Consider the following 14,295-nt stretch of genomic DNA (forward strand, 5'->3'; position numbering starts at 1 on the left):
AGCGTGGTCGCGCCGAGGAGGGGTCCTAGAAGCGACAAACGGGTTGAAACCGCCAGAAAAGAGCAGAACCAGCGGCAGAAAAACCGCCATGACGCCAAGGCTGCCCGCCGTCACCTCATGATGGCGCGTCACGTGAGCGCCGGTGCCACAGACGCGGCATCTTGCCGCTCAGCCTGTCTTGGAACCCACGCGCCCGCTCTGTACCCTCTTTACCCAGCGCTGATGATGGCGCTTGCGCCACGTGCGCGTGATGGTGCCGTCGGCCATGGCGGCCCTCCGGCGCTGAGCTCCACGCGACGGAGGTCGACCCGGGCAGAATCAGGGTCACCGAGGGGCTGCATTGAACGGCGCCTGCCGAGGCTGCGGCCCGACATTCCGCCGGGGCATAATGGCACACCTGCTGCAACGTGGGCCTCAGGGGGGTGAGTGGCGCAGCAGCGCAGAGCGCTGCAACGGCTCACTGCTCGATCGCCGGAAAGGAGCGTATTCATGAGCAGCGGCTATGTTCGTACTCAGGAGAACGGGGGCAATGGTGGAAAGGCGTTCGCTGACAATCTCACCGAAACCTGCCAGCTGGTACAGGTGAAGATCCGGAGCGGGCGCCGGATCGATTCCATACAGGGTGTCTGGACGACCCCTGCGGGCAGTCGGGTGACCGGTGAATCGCATGGAACGGGCGGCGGCTCCCTGCAGAGCTTCACGCTCGAGCCGGGTGAGTACATCACGAGGATCGACGGGCGGGCCGGCTCTCGCGTCGACCAGCTCAAGTTCAGAACGAGCAAGGGCCGCGTGCACGGCCCTTACGGCGGCTCCGGTGGGACGCCGTTCACCATCTCGAACGTCCAGGTCGGTGGGTTCTTCGGCCGGAGTGGCGAGGAGCTCGACAGCATCGGCTTTTTCACCGAAGGCGCGTGCTGAGCTGCGGTCCGGCGCGCCTCGTCCTCGGAGGCGAGGCGAGGCGAGCGCCTGCCGGCCGCGGCCAGATGGCGGCCGCTGCCGGCCGCCCTGCCGGTGATATCCGGCTTTGACCAGCGTGACGTCCTTGAGAACGATGGCGTAGCTCTGCGTGCCTGCGGGGCCGGCCGTCCAGCTCAACTGGGGAGAGGTGTGGTCCACGGGCGGCATCCCGCTGAAAGGAAAGTCCTTCCCGTCGCAGGTGTACTCGACGGGGAGCGTTTCCCCGTCCTTGAAGGCAGGGCTCGAGAGCGTGAACGCGGCAGGGGTGTTTCCGCCGGCGTCGTCGTCACCCGAGCTGCATCCAGCGCCAAGCAAACCAAGCCCGAAGACCAAACCGGTAATTTCGTTCATTCGCAGCATGCGGAGACTCCTCACGCGGTGCAGCCGGCAATGTCGATAGCCAAGCTCTTCGGAGCCGTGACGGCTCTGGAGTGAAGGCACCAGCCCGCGCCGAGACGGACGCGGCAGGGGCGCTCGCATCGCGGCGCCTGCACATCGCCGCGAGCAGCGATACCACAACCTATTATTCCCACTGAAAGCGCGGGCCAGCTCGAGGAACCAACCGACTTCCTCAGCAGAGTGGCGTACGATACTCCAGCACCCGCGCTGCGCGGGGGCAGTGGGGTCAGCATGCATTCAAACCACGATCGCCAGCGGCCAGCGCACCGCCAGGTCAGCGGCTTCCTCATCGGCGGAATCGTCCTTCTCGGCTGCGGAAGCACGGTCCACGAAGAGGACACCCGGCCTTCTTCCGGAGGCACGGGTCACGCGGAAGGCACCGGAGCGACAGGCGGCGGAACATCGAGCGGAGGAACGGGCGCGAGCGGCGGCCTCGGGAGCGACGCTGGGAACACGACCGCCGCCGCGGGCAACTCGGGCGGCAGCGGAGGGGCGTCGGGCGGAGCAACCGGCGAAGGCGGAGGGGCCTCAGGCGGAGCAACCGGCGAAGGCGGAACGCCCGGCGACGGAGGAGCAGGTGGCGCGCCGGACGACAGACCCAAGATCTGTCCTGATGGTTCGTTCGATCATGACGGCGACCCCAGCAACACCTGCAAGGCGTGGTCGCGATGCCCCCCGGGTCAGTACGTCGCGAAGGAAGGCACCGGCACCAGCGACCGCCAGTGCGTGATCTGCGGCGATGGTACCTTTTCGACGATGCAAGACGCGCGCGCGTGCACGCCCCTCACGGATTGCGCGCCGGCTTCGAGCTCATGGCCACAGGGCGGTGTGGCGACCCCCGGAACAGCAACCGCCGATGCCGTATGCGCCGACCCTTATTACAGATTCGGTTCGGAGGGCTTGTACGTGGCCTTTGCCGTGGCGGTCGACGGCGGCGGCAACGTTTACGTCGCGGGAAACGCCTACGGCGCGCTCGCGGACGGCGGTGAATCGAACGTCTTCGTCCGCAAGCTCGATGCGCATGGATCCGTCGTGTGGACTCAGAAGTTTGGGACATCGAGCGACGAAACCGTCAAGGGCGTGGCGGTCGACGGCAGCGGCAACGTCTACGTGGCTGGAATCACGGGGGGCGTGCTCGAGGGTGCCAACGGAGGCTTCGGCGACGCGTTCGTGCGGAAGCTCGACTCGAGCGGCGCGACGCTGTGGACACGGCAGCTTGCCACGTGGCGTTCGGAGTCGGCAAACGCCTTGGCTGTCGATGGCCAAGGGAATGCTTATGTTGCCGGAACCAGCTACGGCGGCGACCAGAGCACGGGGGAGGCGTTCGTGACCAAGATCGACGCGAACGGCGAGCCAGCGTGGACTCAGCTGTTTGGTGGGCCGGACGAGGACGAAGCCCTGGCCGTGGCGGTCGACGGCAGCGGCAACGCCTACGTCGGCGGATACACCTCCGGCGGCGTCGTCGCAGACGCGGACCGAGGACAGCGGGACGCCTTCGTCCGCAAGCTCGACTCGAGCGGCGCGACGTCATGGACTCGGCAGTTCGGCTCCACGGAGAACGACTTCGTCTTCGCAGCGCGCGTGGACGGCAGCGGGAACCTCTATGTCGCGGGGAGCACCGCCGGCGAGGTCGGCGGCCCGAGCGAAGGATCCCCGGAAGCCTTCGTGCGCAAGTTCGACGCAGGCGGCGCGACGTCATGGACCCACCACGCCGGCAATGCGTCCTACGACTACGGCTTTGCCCTGGCCATCGACGGCAAGAACGACGTCTACCTCGTGGGATCCACGAGCGGCAGCGAAGAGGACGTCTACGTGCGCAAGCTCGACGCGAGCGGCGCAGCGCAATGGACCAAGGAGATCGGGACGCCGCGCAGCGAAACGGCGCTCGCTGCGGCCGCAGACGCCGACGGCGATCTGTACGTCGCCGGGTACACCGGCGTGTTCTTTACCACGTCGTACCCATTCGTCCTGCACGTGCCCGCCGAATGACCCTGGGCCGTCCGCTCGACAGACCGCCGGGAATACGCTGAGCGTCTCCAGCGGCGCGACTCTCCCGGCCCGTGGCGCCTGAATCTCCGGCGACGGCTCATTCTCAATCGGCTTTTCTCGCAGGATTTCTCACCCGCGGCGCTGGGCCGAAAGCAGCGTGCGCATGGCCGGGGTGATGACGTCCGCGATCGCGCGGCGCCACGTGGAGGCCAGGGCGGCGCCTTCGAGCCGCCCGTGCGCGGCCAGGGCTGGAGCGGCCTGTGCCGGGGCGGCCGGCGGGGGCGCGGCGAGGGCGGCATCGAACGCCGCCGCGACCGCCCGGCGCGCCGCATCGCCGCCCGCCTGGAGCGCCCACGCCACGAAGCGCCACGCGAGCTCGGCGTGCCTGGCCTCGTCCTCGGCGATCGTGGCAAGGACGCCCCGGACCGCGTCGTCGCTCGCGTGCGCGAGCTGCTCGCTCGCCAGCACGGCGGCGAGGGTCTCGCCGACGCAACCTTCACGGACGGCGCGCGCCGCCATCTCGGGGAGATCCGAGCTGACCTCGACGAGGCCGCCGAACTCGAACGGCGCGGGCTCGAGCGCCGCGCCCGCGTACGCGCTCGCCAGCCCGAAGCAGAGCGCCGCATGGCGCACCTCGTCGCCGGCGGCCTCGTGCGCGGCGGCGAGCATCGCGGCGGGGGCGCCGACGGCCATCATCTCCAGGGCGAAGCGCGAGAACGAGGCGACGGATGCGTGCTCGAGCAAGGCGTCGCGGAGCCACGCATCGGCCAGCGCGGCGCGGTCTGCCGGCGTCAGCTGCGCGACGTCCGGGCGCGCCGCTGCGCCCCACGCCGCCAGCTCCCCCTGCACCGCCCTGCCCGCTGACCTCCTCCCGCGGGATGCAGTGGGTGCCTTCGACGGTGTCGTAGTAGACACCACCCGAGCTCGCCGACACGGGGCCACCGTCGATGCCGCCGCCTTGCGGGCACATCCTGACACAGAGATGGGTGCGCGTCGGTGTCGAGCGTCAACAGCGGCGTTGACCTCCCCGCGGCTCAGGGCGAGCAGGTCCCGGTACCGTTGTTCTCCTCGATCGTGCTCTCGGGCAGCCAGTAGAGGCCATCCATGAATGCCTCGACTTCGCAGCTCGGCAAGCTGTCGTTGTGCGCGATCCGCATCCAAGCAGCGATCGTTCGAGCTCCCAGGCCGCGAAGCGTCGCGAGCGACCGGTTCCCCTCGACGAAGAGCCAGGAGAGCTCGGCCAGGTCTTCGAGCCCGGTCAGCGCAGGCAATGCGTCATTGTCCTGGATGGTGAGCTGGCGCACGTGGACCAGGCCACGCAGAGCGTCGATGTCCACGAGCGCATCGTTGTCCTCGAGCGTCACGCTGTCGGTCACGCCGTTGCCCTCGCTGAGCGAACCGAGCCCGTCGAGGGTGGTGAGCGCAGGATTACCGGTGATTCCGATCCCGTATATGTTGCGGAGGCCGCTCAGGGGTCGGAGATCCGTGAGCCGAGGATTGTGGCTGATCGACAGCTGATCGAGCTCCGAGAGCTGCTCGACTCCCGTGAGGCTCATGAGTCCGGCGTTATCGCTCACGCCGAGAGCCGCCAGCTGGGTGACGCCGGCGAGATCGGACAGATCCGACAGGGAGTCACAGCCGGAGACGGAGAACATTTGCAGGTGCGTTACACCGCCGAGATCGATGCGCGTGAGCTTGGGGTTGCCCGAGAAGTAAAGCCCCGGCATGAGGTCCTCGCCCGAGGGAACATGCGCGAGCGCGCCGGCGCTCACGAGCTCGGGATTCCAACTGACAGCGAGATACTGGATACCGCGGAGCGATAGCATGCCGTCGAGGCTGACCATCGAGGGATTGCCGCTGACCTCGAGAGAGTTGACGGTCTCGAGCGCCGCGAGCCCGGTCAGGTCCACGAGACGCTCGTTCAACCCGATCTCGATGAACCCCGCTTGGACGAGGCCGTCGAGGCCGCGCAGCGAGCTCAGCTGCCGATTCTCCCACAAAAAGAGGTGCTCGACGCTCGTGAGCCGCTCGATACCTTCCAGGCTGACGAGCCCGTCGCTCTCGGAGATGGCGAGCTCATCGAGCTCCTCGACGGCTCCGAGGCCCTCGAGGCTGGTCAGCGCGTCGCTGTCGAAGACGGTGAGGCTCCCTCGGCGGAGGTTCCCCAGCCCGTCCAGCGTCGCGAGCCGGTCATTGCCCTCGATCCAGAGCTCCCCCTCCTCCATGGTTTCGAGGCCTGCCAAGGATTCGAGCGAATCGTTGTCGATCACGCGCAGCTCCCCTACGTTCACCCCGACGCCGGTGAGGCTCTCGAGGAGCGGGTTTTCACGGATGTCGATGGTTCCCGTGACCTGTCGCAGGCTCGAAAGTCCGCTGAGGCTAAGCAGCGATAGGTTCCGCATCACCTCCAGCCGCATCCCGATGGAGGAAAGGGCGTCGAGACCGTCCAGGGTAGACAGCTGAAATGTGTCGTTGATATCGAGGCGGCCCGTGATGGTCGTCAGGCACGCGAGCGGGGACAGATCGGAGACTTCCCCGCCGATGGTGAGCCTGCCATTGAGCACGGAAACACCGCGCAGCTTCTCGAGATCCTCCTGGCGATTGGCATTCACGACGCCGCCGAGTGAACGGCCCGGCTCGCACCCCTGCGCAGCGCCCCCCGCTCCCCCGTCCCCACCCGCGCCTGCGCCCCCGTCCCCGCCTGCGCCCCCGTCCCCGCCTGCGCCTGCGTCCGGCTCGCTTGGCCCACCTCCGGAGGATTGACCGCCTGAACTGGCGCTCGCGACGACCGCCGGGTCGCCCGAGCCGGATGACGCGGCGCCGGCACCGCCAGCCCCTGCCGTCGATCCGACCTCGCCTCGGCCCGCCGGCGGTTCTTCGACGTCACGCACAATCCGGCCATCACAAGCCGGCGCGAGCGCCATCAGCGCAAGCACGCCCATCCGCCACGGCTTCCCCATCCCACGACGTTGAGCTCACTCCGATCCTGCGTCAAGACCCCGGGGCAACGCCGAAAGTGCGCAATCGCGACGCGGCAATTTTGCAGGAGCGCAGCCCGCGTCAAAGGCTCATGCCTATGCCCACGCGGAGCCGCATGGCCACCGCGGGGCCGACCTCGCCCTCGTCGCTGCCCGCGCGTTGCTGCTTGAAGACGTACGTCTGCGCCGCCGCCTCGACGCCGAGGTAGAAGCCCTCCGGCAAATCGATGTTCACCCCTGCATCGACGCCGAACGCCCCTGCCAGGCCATGGCGGTCGGGCGCGCGCCCGGCGGTCTCGAACCGCTGCCTCAGGACGGCGAGGCCGACGTCCAGCCCGACGCCGAGGCTGATCACGGGCAGATCCCAGGAGCGGGACAGGCGCACGTCCAGGCCGAGCTCATCATCGCTCGCCGTGACGTGCTCGTTCTGGAACGCGCTGCGACACGCGCTGAGCCGGGACGCGACGCCGAGGTGCTGGAGCTCGATCCCGTACCCGACGAAGCCGCCGTGACAGAGCGAATCCCCCGGGACAAGGGGCGTCCTGAGCTGATAACCCGCCACCGGCCCTTGCGCGACCTCGCGGACGCCGCCGCCCTTGCGCACGAGCCGGGCGAACATGACGCGGCTCAAACGCTCGTCGCCGACATCCATCGTCTGCCCGGCCCCGGCGTCGACGCTCCCCTCCAGGAGAAAGTCGGGGCCTCGCCCCCGCACGAAGTAACGGCCGGGGCGCAGGCTGACGGTCCGCGTCGCGTCGCTCGCCCCCACCTCGGCCACCACCGCGCCCTCGCTCCCGTCTCGCATCACGAGGTAGGCCCTGCCGGCCGGAAACCGGAGCACGCCCCGGAGCGACGCATGGACCGGCAGCTCGGTCAGGACGAGCTTGCCCTGGCCGCGGAGGTCGTAACGGAAGGTGGGGTGTTGCGCCCCGGCCCACGTGCGGCTCGTGGCGCGAAGGGTGCTCTCGTACGCATGGCGGTACGCCTCCTCGAGGGAGACGGCGCCGTCTCGATCCGCGTCGGCCGTCCCGAGCAGCCCCGAGACGAGCGCGTGGGTGAAGAACGACCCTTTGAGCTCATCGGACTCCTGAGCGTCCTCGTTTCCGGAGCTCGACGTGAGCGTCACCATCCCTTGCCCGGCGAGCCGCTGATCGAGCTTGATGACGAAGGGGGGCGCGCTCGTGCCGCCCTTGACGCGCGTCAGCGCCCCGGAGCGGCACGAGTCGACGATCAAGAGCCGCGCCGAGGCCGCCGAGCCGCGGACGAGCTGCTCGAACTCCGTCAGCGAGAGCGGCGTCGGCCCGAGGTGAAGCGCGTTCGCGTCGGCGTGGCCGGAGTAATAGACGAGGTAGAGGACATCGGTGTCCGGGCTCGAGATGGCCGCGCGGACACGGTCGTTCATCGTGATGAGCGTGCGCCGGACCGTGTCCGCGCCCTCGCTCCGCAGGAGCACGAGGTTCGCCGGGGGAAAGCCGCCGAGGTCCTTGAGCACGTCGTACATCTTCGACGCGTCGTCCTCCGCGTACCGGAGCTCGACCTCGCCCTTCTCTCCGGCGTTGTTGCCGATGAGCACCGCAAAGCGCTCGATGCGCGCCTCGGCCGGGGCCGCCACGGCGGCTGCGGCCAGGCCGCACGCGGCGGCGGCGAGCGCCGCTCTGCGACGGCGGATCACGGCGACGCCGCGACCTTCTCCGCCGTGAGCGCGTCGACGTCGCAGCCCGGCGGGGCGGGCGGCGCGCCGGGGTGCGCCGCGAGCGCGGCCCGGAGCGGCTCGACCGCGATCGCCTCCGAGCAGAACAGCCCGAAGATCCGCTCGGTGCCGAGCGTGTCGTCGAGCACCGTGCTCTGGGGGAGGAGGACCTCCCGGCCCGGCTCGATCCGCGCCGCGACAGGACCGCTCGGGTAATAGACGCTCGCCTGGGAGGCCCCGTCGACGCTCAGGATCACGAGATATCGCGCCTCCGCGCTGGAGTACGTGAACTGGATCGCGTCGCCTGGATGGAGCCTCTCGCCTGCCCCGCCGGGCAGGACGCTCCCGCCGCGCTTGACGTAGAAGCCGATGTGCTCCGCGCCCTTGATGCGCTCTCCAGGGAGCTCCGCGTCTCGTCCCTCTGGCCCGGCCTGGAAGCGGAAGAAGAAGAGCGCCGCCGCCGCCGCCGCGAGCGCGCTCGCCGCCGCGGGCGCCAGCCATCGGCGCGGCGGGCGGACCTTCTCCGCGGCGCGGCGCTCCGAGATGGAGGCGCCGCGGGCGAGCCGCAGGGGCGGCGCCGACGCCGCGAACGACGCGCGCGCCGCCTCCATCTCGGAGCGCCGCGCCGAGCACCGCGAACAGCCAGCCACGTGCGCGCTCGCCTCCTGCGCCGCGGCCGCGTCGAGCTGGCCCGCCATGAGCTCGTCGAGCTTCAGCTCCGAGAGGCACCCTTCGGGTCGCGCTGGCGTCATGGACTCGAACTCCCTTCTCTCATCCGGTCGGAGAGCGTGGCCTTCAGCCGCTCCAGCAGATTGCCGACGTGCCGGCGGGAGCAGCCCATCACGCGCGCGATCTCCTCGTGGGTCATCTCATCGGAGTAATAGTGGACGGCGACCTGCGCGAGGTCGCCCGGGAGCTGCGCGAGGAGCTCCCGCGTGAGGAGGGCGTTCTCGGCGGACGCCGCCGCGCTCTCTTGCTGCAGGGGAGCGACGTGGGTGTCGAGGAGCCGCAGCCGGTTCTTGTGATCGCGGATGCGGTTCAGGCACGCGTGCGTGGTGGCGCCGTAGAGCCAGCCCACCATCGGGCCCTTGCCCTCGAGCTGCCCGGGCTCGCCGAGCAGGGACGCGAAGACATCCTGGAGGATCTCCCGCGCCTCCTGCTCGTTCCCGAGGAGCCGCCGCGCCCGGCGCAGCACGATGTGCCCATGCTGCCGGTAGGCCGCCTCGATCAGCGACACCAGCGCCTCGCGATCCTCCACGTCCGAGCGTGTACCACGATCAGTGCCAGTCGGGGTACGTCAAATCCTCGGAGGGCGCGATCCGGACGGTGAGCGACGTGCTCGACCCGCCGGCGGAGGGACGGATCTTGATCTTCACGTCAAAGCCGGCGCAGGCGTTGTGCTCCGCCTCCGTCGTCGCCGCGGCGTCGCAGGCGTCGAAGGCCGCTTGCAGCTCTGCGTCCACGGCACCTTCGCGGCTGAACACATCCATGACATGGAATCCGGGAGAGAGCGGTCCTCCGAAGAGATTCGACCAGAAGCTGCCTTCCGCCATCTGGCTCTCGACGTACACGATCACATGGTCCTCGTCGACGCCGAGCGATGTGCCCTCCCCGGCCGAGGCCTCGTCGAGCGCCGCTTCGACGGTGGCGATGCCGACCCGGGTGTCCACGACACCGAACTCGCTGAAATCGTTGAGCGCGCTCTCCGGCGGGGGCGCATGGATCGACAGCGTGAAGCTCGCGGGAAAGCCTCCGGTCACCGGCGTCTCGACGGGGAAGCTTTCGACATCGCCCTGGGTGTTCCAGACCAGCACGGCGTCGACCGGCCCGGTCGGCGCGACGCCTTGCTCATTGACGATCGTGCCCTCGACCGTCAGGAGGGACTCGCCAGGGTACTCGGAGCCGACCTGGGGGTCGCCGCACGCGGCGAGCAGGAGCGGGAGCGCAAAAGAGACAATCGAACGATGCTTCATGACATCTCTCCTTGAAAAAAAGACAACGAGTTAGGGCGAACGAGCAAACCAGCCATCCGCGAGAGGAGGACGCCGCGCGCAGCGCGCGCCATCACCACCGTGGTGCGGTCGCGCCGCCGACGGAGCTCTCCTGGATGCACGGCGGGGCGCCTGCCGTTCGGTGCAGCGCGGCGCCCCGGAGGGACCCGCCTTTGCCGCCCCCTTCGACCTAAAAGACCGCAGGGGTCCCGATTTGGGCACAGGTCGATGTCGATTGTTCATCTTACATTTATACTGTAATCTCGCCCCTCCACCATCCGACCGAACCAGCTCGGGCCGACGACGCTCGAGTTGCGCGAAGCTGGCTCAAGCCGCTCGCCGCGCGCCGCACGCATCTCCTCCTGCACCCCCGTGAACGCCGGCGCCCAGCGCGCTCGCGGCGCGTGGCGCATCGGTTGCTATTCCACGTCGCCAGCAGGCGCTCGAACGCAGACGGCGAGGCAGCGTGGAGGTCCCCGACCCACGCACCCCTGGTCGGAATCCTCCGGCCGATGCCCGCCCGACGGCGCCCTGCCGACACGACAGAGAAAGGAGCCTTGCTGTCATGAACAAGATCGCCCTGCTGTTCGGAGGCTGTGTTGCGCTCGCGTCGATCGCGGCGGCCTCTCCCGCCCAGGCTGGCTGGACAGGCTACGTCTCGGAAGAAGACGCCCCCGCCTACTGTCCCGGCCCCGAGGCCGCCACCGGCTTCGCGTGCTGGGAGGATTACTGCGACGAGGTCGCGCTGCACTGCAACGGATTGCCCTCCTGGAGCTCTCTGGACATCTCCACCAGGTACTGGACGAGCTACTTCTCCGAGGAGGGGGACAGCGATCTCGGCGAGATCGTGTGCTCGGACGGCCCGAGCGGCGGCAGCTGCGAGGCGTTCGAGCTCGGCGACAACGTGCACTACTGCTTCGGCGGCCGCGGGAACAAGGGCATCGTGACGGGCATCGATTGCGCGGACAGCTACTGCGACGAGATCTCGCTCGAGTGCACAAAACCTGCGGTCGGGCGCCTCACGGGCTGCTCCTGGTCGGGCTGGCTGTCGGAGGAGGAGTGGTACGTACACTTCGGCACGAACCGGTTCATCACGGCGGTGGAGTGCAGCGGCGACTACTGCGACAACAAGCGCTTCTACGTCTGCTCGCTCGTCCAGTAGCTGCCCGGGCGCTCCGGCGCTCGCCATGGGGTCGGCCCAGCGGCTCGTGCGTCACCGGGCGTCGAGTTGTGATACTGCTCGTCTCCCCGGGGGGAGAAGGAAAGCACCATGTCGGAGTCGAAGCTCGCCGCGCCGCAGATGGTCATCGACAGCCGTATGCTCTATTCGAGCTGGGTCCCAGCGGATCCGGCCGCCGCCGCGGCGCTCTTGCCGGACGGGATCAGGCCGGCGGAGAACAAGGCCATTTACATGAACCAGTACGTGGTCGACAAACCGGAGCAGACCTCCGGCTTCGGCGCCTATTCGCTCACCTACCTGGGGCTGGATCTCGCGGATCACACGACGCCCGACGGCGCGAGCCCGGCCCGGTTCTTCACGCACTACGTCAACTCCTCCGAGACGGTGCGCCGGTACGTGCGCGAGCGCGGCGTGCCGGCGTCGCCCGGGGTGACGACGCTCGAGCTGCACGGCAGAGAGCTCGTGGCGACCACCTCGGTCGACGGCGTGCCCATCATCCGGACCAGGGCGCTCGTAGGCAACAAGATCGGCGTGGTCGCGCGCGGCCACCTCGCCTACGTGACGAAGGTCGACGGGCGGCTCGTCGCCGGCAACTACCCCTATATCGCGGACATGGCCGACCCGTACGAGCTCCTCGCCGTCGAGTTCCTCGCGAAGGATCACCCGGTGTACGCGCTGCGGCCCGGGAGCCCGGTCCAGGTGGTGACGAGCGCCTCGTGGTACTCGCCCCGCAGCTCCTTCGTGTATCCGGGCGGAGAGCGGGACCTCTTCTGACGGCCCCGCCCCCGGCCGCCCTTCGCTCCGGCGCGGCGCGGCGCTCGCCGCGGCCGGCGCGGCAGCGCGTGCCGGGGGTTCACCGGGACGCCAAGGCCGCCAGGAGAGCCAGGATTTTCTCTCCCTTTCGTCCTTGCGCCGGATGGCTCCTATTCACGTCGTCCGATCCGCTTCGTCCGAGCGCCAGAGCGCCGTCCCCTGTGAGCGCGCCGCCGCCATGGCAGGGCGAGCAGCCCTGTACCCATCCTGCCCGCGCCGGCGAGCGCGCGCGCACACACACAGAAGGACAGGCGGCCAGGGTGGATTGGATGGGATCTCGCCAGAGCGCGCGGTCGTGAAGGAGGGAAGCCTGGAAGACCCATGAGCGCTTGGTTTTCAATCGTCGCGCCGCGGGCGGCGACGGAGCCCCGCGCGGCCCCGTCGTGCACAACGCGGGTGCGGGTACGTCGGTTGCTCCGAGCCCGTCCGCGGCCGGAGCCGGCCGCTCGTACAAGGGAGAGAACGAATGAATCGACTGATTCGACTCGGAGCACTCTCGGCCTTCCTGTCGCTCGTCCTCTGGGGCGGCAAGGATGTGGCGGCCGCTCCGATCCCCGCCGCGCTGAGCAGCAAGCAGCTCAAGGACCTGACGACCGCGGACGAAGACACGACGTGTCAATCGCTCATGCCGAACCTCGTGCTCACCAGGCAGGATAGCTGCGAGTTCGTCGGGCTCCTGTGGTCCACGGTCGGGCAGGTGTGCACCGCCGTGAGGGACAAGTGCCTGGCCGAGGGCCAGCAGCCGCCGGCGCGAGCGGACGAGACGGCCACGCCGAGCTGTCTGCCGCCGGCCGACGCGCGCGTCGGCTGCACCGCGACGGTGGCCGAGTACGAGGCGTGCATGCTGGCGAACGCCGAGAAGGTCCGGGCGCTCAGCTGCGATTCCGCGACGACCGCGCTCGAGGCCCCCGTCGCGGCGTGTGACCTCATCGCGCAGAAATGCCCCGATCTCGGCAACACCGGCGAAGGCCAGGGCCAGGGCGAAGACCAGCCCTGACGCCACCGCAAGGCGCGCCCCGCAGGCCCCCGTCTGCCTCCGGCCGGCCGCGAGGCGCGCCGCGGCTACAGCGCCGCGCTCCCGATCTGCTGGATCGTCGCCTCCACCCGCAGCCGCTCTCGCTGCTCCGGTGACGACTGGATGAGCTCGTTCAGCTTGCTGTGGATGACATAGAGCTTTCCGTCCCGGAGCACGCCGGTCGTCGGATAGACGTCGCCGAGCCGCTCTACCGCGCGCAACCTCGCGGTGCTCCAGCCGTCCTCGCTCGACAGCGAGAACGCGGCGTTCGACGCGACGCTGGCGGCCTGGTTCGCGACGACCACGAGATCTTTTTTCCCCACCAGGGTCAGCCCGTCTCCGCCCACGAACCGCTCGGCGACATCGACCCTGGAGAACCGCGAGGGGTTCGCGAGGGGCACCTTGAACAAGGTGCCATCGCTCTTCTTGACGACCAGCAAATAGCCGTCGGGATGGACGACCACCCCGTTGAGGTTGATCCCCTCGCCCGTGAATTGCTCGTCCTGCAGGAAGACGGCCGCGTTCCCCTGCGGATCGACCTTGTAGATGGTCGGTGAGAAGCTGTCGGTCACGTAGGCGTTGCCTGCCGAGTCCAGGGCGATGCCGTTCACGAGGTGAGCGCCTGGGGACAGCGGCGCGAGATCCACGTAGTGGATGGCCTTGCCCGTGGAGAGGTCGTAGACGCCCACGGCGGCCAGGTTCTTCGGCCCCGCGGCAGATGGCTTGACGCTCGCGCCGAGATCGGAGCTCACCGCCCAGAGCCTCCCCCGCTCGGCGTCCACGGCGATGCCGAGCACCGAGCAGAGGCGTGGGTCGTCGACGACACGGGAGACGCCGCCATCGCCGTCCACCGCGTAGATCGCGCCCTCCCTGAACGAGCTCACAAGGAATTTGCCTCGGCTGCCGTCGTATTCGATCGTCTCCGGATACAGCGCTGGCCTGTGAACGGTGATGGGCTGTCCCGTTCGCTCCAGGGTGACGACCTCCGCGCGCGCGCAGCCGGCGGCCGTCAGCCCGATCGCCGCAACCGCGCACAGAGCCCCGGCGGTCAACCCCGCACGCGCCGAGCGCGCAGCCGTGCGCCGCGCGCTCGGCGTCCTGTTCATGATCGACATGTCAGCTCCTGTTCTGCCGAGGCATCGCCTCAGTCTCTTCGGAAATTCACAGGGAGACGGGGAGACGGGGAGACGAGAGGGAAATATTCAAATACTCCCTGTCTCCCCGCCTCCCTGTTCAATTTCCCCGCTGAAAGCGGCGGCAAAATGAGGGGGATAGCTCGGCCT

Annotated in this window: 12 protein-coding genes; 5 read left to right on the top strand and 7 right to left on the bottom strand. The window is 69.1% G+C overall.

Translation table 11 applies throughout. The annotated features are described in order from the left end of the window. The first annotated feature begins 489 nt into the window (after window positions 1–489). Together WMF11_RS36365 and WMF11_RS36370 are read left to right on the top strand one after the other, a co-directional pair. Window positions 490–918 (top strand): jacalin-like lectin, encoded by a 429-nt coding sequence (locus tag WMF11_RS36365; protein WP_437973996.1) that lies wholly within the window; start codon window positions 490–492, stop codon window positions 916–918. A 1,344-nt stretch (window positions 919–2,262) separates the two neighbouring features. Then, window positions 2,263–3,345, top strand: coding sequence for an SBBP repeat-containing protein (locus WMF11_RS36370; RefSeq protein WP_437973997.1), 1,083 nt, complete (start codon window positions 2,263–2,265; stop codon window positions 3,343–3,345). Window positions 3,346–3,474: 129 nt separating this feature from the next. On the opposite strand, the gene WMF11_RS36375 is transcribed toward WMF11_RS36370, so the two are convergent. From WMF11_RS36375 to WMF11_RS36400, 6 genes are all read right to left on the bottom strand, one after another. Then, window positions 3,475–4,194, bottom strand: a complete 720-nt coding sequence (locus tag WMF11_RS36375) for a hypothetical protein (protein ID WP_437973998.1) — start codon at window positions 4,192–4,194, stop codon at window positions 3,475–3,477. 185 nt (window positions 4,195–4,379) lie between these two features. Continuing rightward, window positions 4,380–5,957, bottom strand: coding sequence for a leucine-rich repeat domain-containing protein (locus tag WMF11_RS36380; protein ID WP_437973999.1), 1,578 nt, complete (start codon window positions 5,955–5,957; stop codon window positions 4,380–4,382). A gap of 448 nt (window positions 5,958–6,405) precedes the next feature. Then, window positions 6,406–7,995 (bottom strand): caspase family protein, encoded by a 1,590-nt coding sequence (locus tag WMF11_RS36385; RefSeq protein WP_437974000.1) that lies wholly within the window; start codon window positions 7,993–7,995, stop codon window positions 6,406–6,408. After that, on the bottom strand, window positions 7,992–8,765 hold the full coding sequence (locus WMF11_RS36390) for a DUF4384 domain-containing protein (protein WP_437974001.1): 774 nt from the start codon (window positions 8,763–8,765) through the stop codon (window positions 7,992–7,994). The genes WMF11_RS36385 and WMF11_RS36390 overlap by 4 nt, the downstream gene beginning before the upstream one ends. Further along, the gene (locus WMF11_RS36395) at window positions 8,762–9,271 is read right to left on the bottom strand and encodes an RNA polymerase sigma factor (RefSeq protein WP_437974002.1); all 510 of its coding nucleotides are present in this window, start codon (window positions 9,269–9,271) and stop codon (window positions 8,762–8,764) included. Before WMF11_RS36395 ends, WMF11_RS36390 begins: the two co-directional genes overlap by 4 nt. 19 nt (window positions 9,272–9,290) lie before the next feature. Further along, window positions 9,291–9,986, bottom strand: coding sequence for a hypothetical protein (locus WMF11_RS36400; RefSeq protein ID WP_437974003.1), 696 nt, complete (start codon window positions 9,984–9,986; stop codon window positions 9,291–9,293). Window positions 9,987–10,569: 583 nt separating this feature from the next. Between WMF11_RS36400 and WMF11_RS36405 the strand changes: the two genes are divergently transcribed. From WMF11_RS36405 to WMF11_RS36415, 3 genes are all read left to right on the top strand, one after another. Next, complete coding sequence (locus WMF11_RS36405) at window positions 10,570–11,166, top strand: hypothetical protein (RefSeq protein WP_437974004.1); 597 nt, start codon at window positions 10,570–10,572, stop codon at window positions 11,164–11,166. Window positions 11,167–11,274: 108 nt separating this feature from the next. Then, entirely contained in the window at window positions 11,275–11,958 is a 684-nt protein-coding gene (locus tag WMF11_RS36410) for a hypothetical protein (protein WP_437903811.1), read from the top strand. Between the two features lie 505 nt (window positions 11,959–12,463). Further along, the gene (locus WMF11_RS36415) at window positions 12,464–12,994 is read left to right on the top strand and encodes a hypothetical protein (RefSeq protein ID WP_437974005.1); all 531 of its coding nucleotides are present in this window, start codon (window positions 12,464–12,466) and stop codon (window positions 12,992–12,994) included. Window positions 12,995–13,059: 65 nt separating this feature from the next. Here the strand turns inward: WMF11_RS36415 and WMF11_RS36420 are convergent, their stop codons facing one another. After that, on the bottom strand, window positions 13,060–14,127 hold the full coding sequence (locus WMF11_RS36420; RefSeq protein ID WP_437974006.1) for a hypothetical protein: 1,068 nt from the start codon (window positions 14,125–14,127) through the stop codon (window positions 13,060–13,062). Window positions 14,128–14,295: the final 168 nt, after the last annotated feature.

The sequence above is a fragment of the Sorangium sp. So ce295 genome (assembly GCF_051527405.1).
GTDB classification, from domain to species: domain Bacteria; phylum Myxococcota_A; class Polyangia; order Polyangiales; family Polyangiaceae; genus Sorangium; species Sorangium cellulosum_B.

What these genes read in the sequence shown, in the direction of transcription:
- WMF11_RS36365 (WP_437973996.1), top strand. Translation starts at nt 490, where the DNA reads ATGAGCAGCGGCTATGTTCGTACTCAGGAGAACGGGGGCAATGGTGGA.
- WMF11_RS36390 (WP_437974001.1), bottom strand. Translation starts at nt 8,765, where the DNA reads ATGACGCCAGCGCGACCCGAAGGGTGCCTCTCGGAGCTGAAGCTCGAC.
- WMF11_RS36400 (WP_437974003.1), bottom strand. Translation starts at nt 9,986, where the DNA reads ATGAAGCATCGTTCGATTGTCTCTTTTGCGCTCCCGCTCCTGCTCGCC.
- WMF11_RS36405 (WP_437974004.1), top strand. Translation starts at nt 10,570, where the DNA reads ATGAACAAGATCGCCCTGCTGTTCGGAGGCTGTGTTGCGCTCGCGTCG.
- WMF11_RS36410 (WP_437903811.1), top strand. Translation starts at nt 11,275, where the DNA reads ATGTCGGAGTCGAAGCTCGCCGCGCCGCAGATGGTCATCGACAGCCGT.
- WMF11_RS36415 (WP_437974005.1), top strand. Translation starts at nt 12,464, where the DNA reads ATGAATCGACTGATTCGACTCGGAGCACTCTCGGCCTTCCTGTCGCTC.
- WMF11_RS36420 (WP_437974006.1), bottom strand. Translation starts at nt 14,127, where the DNA reads ATGTCGATCATGAACAGGACGCCGAGCGCGCGGCGCACGGCTGCGCGC.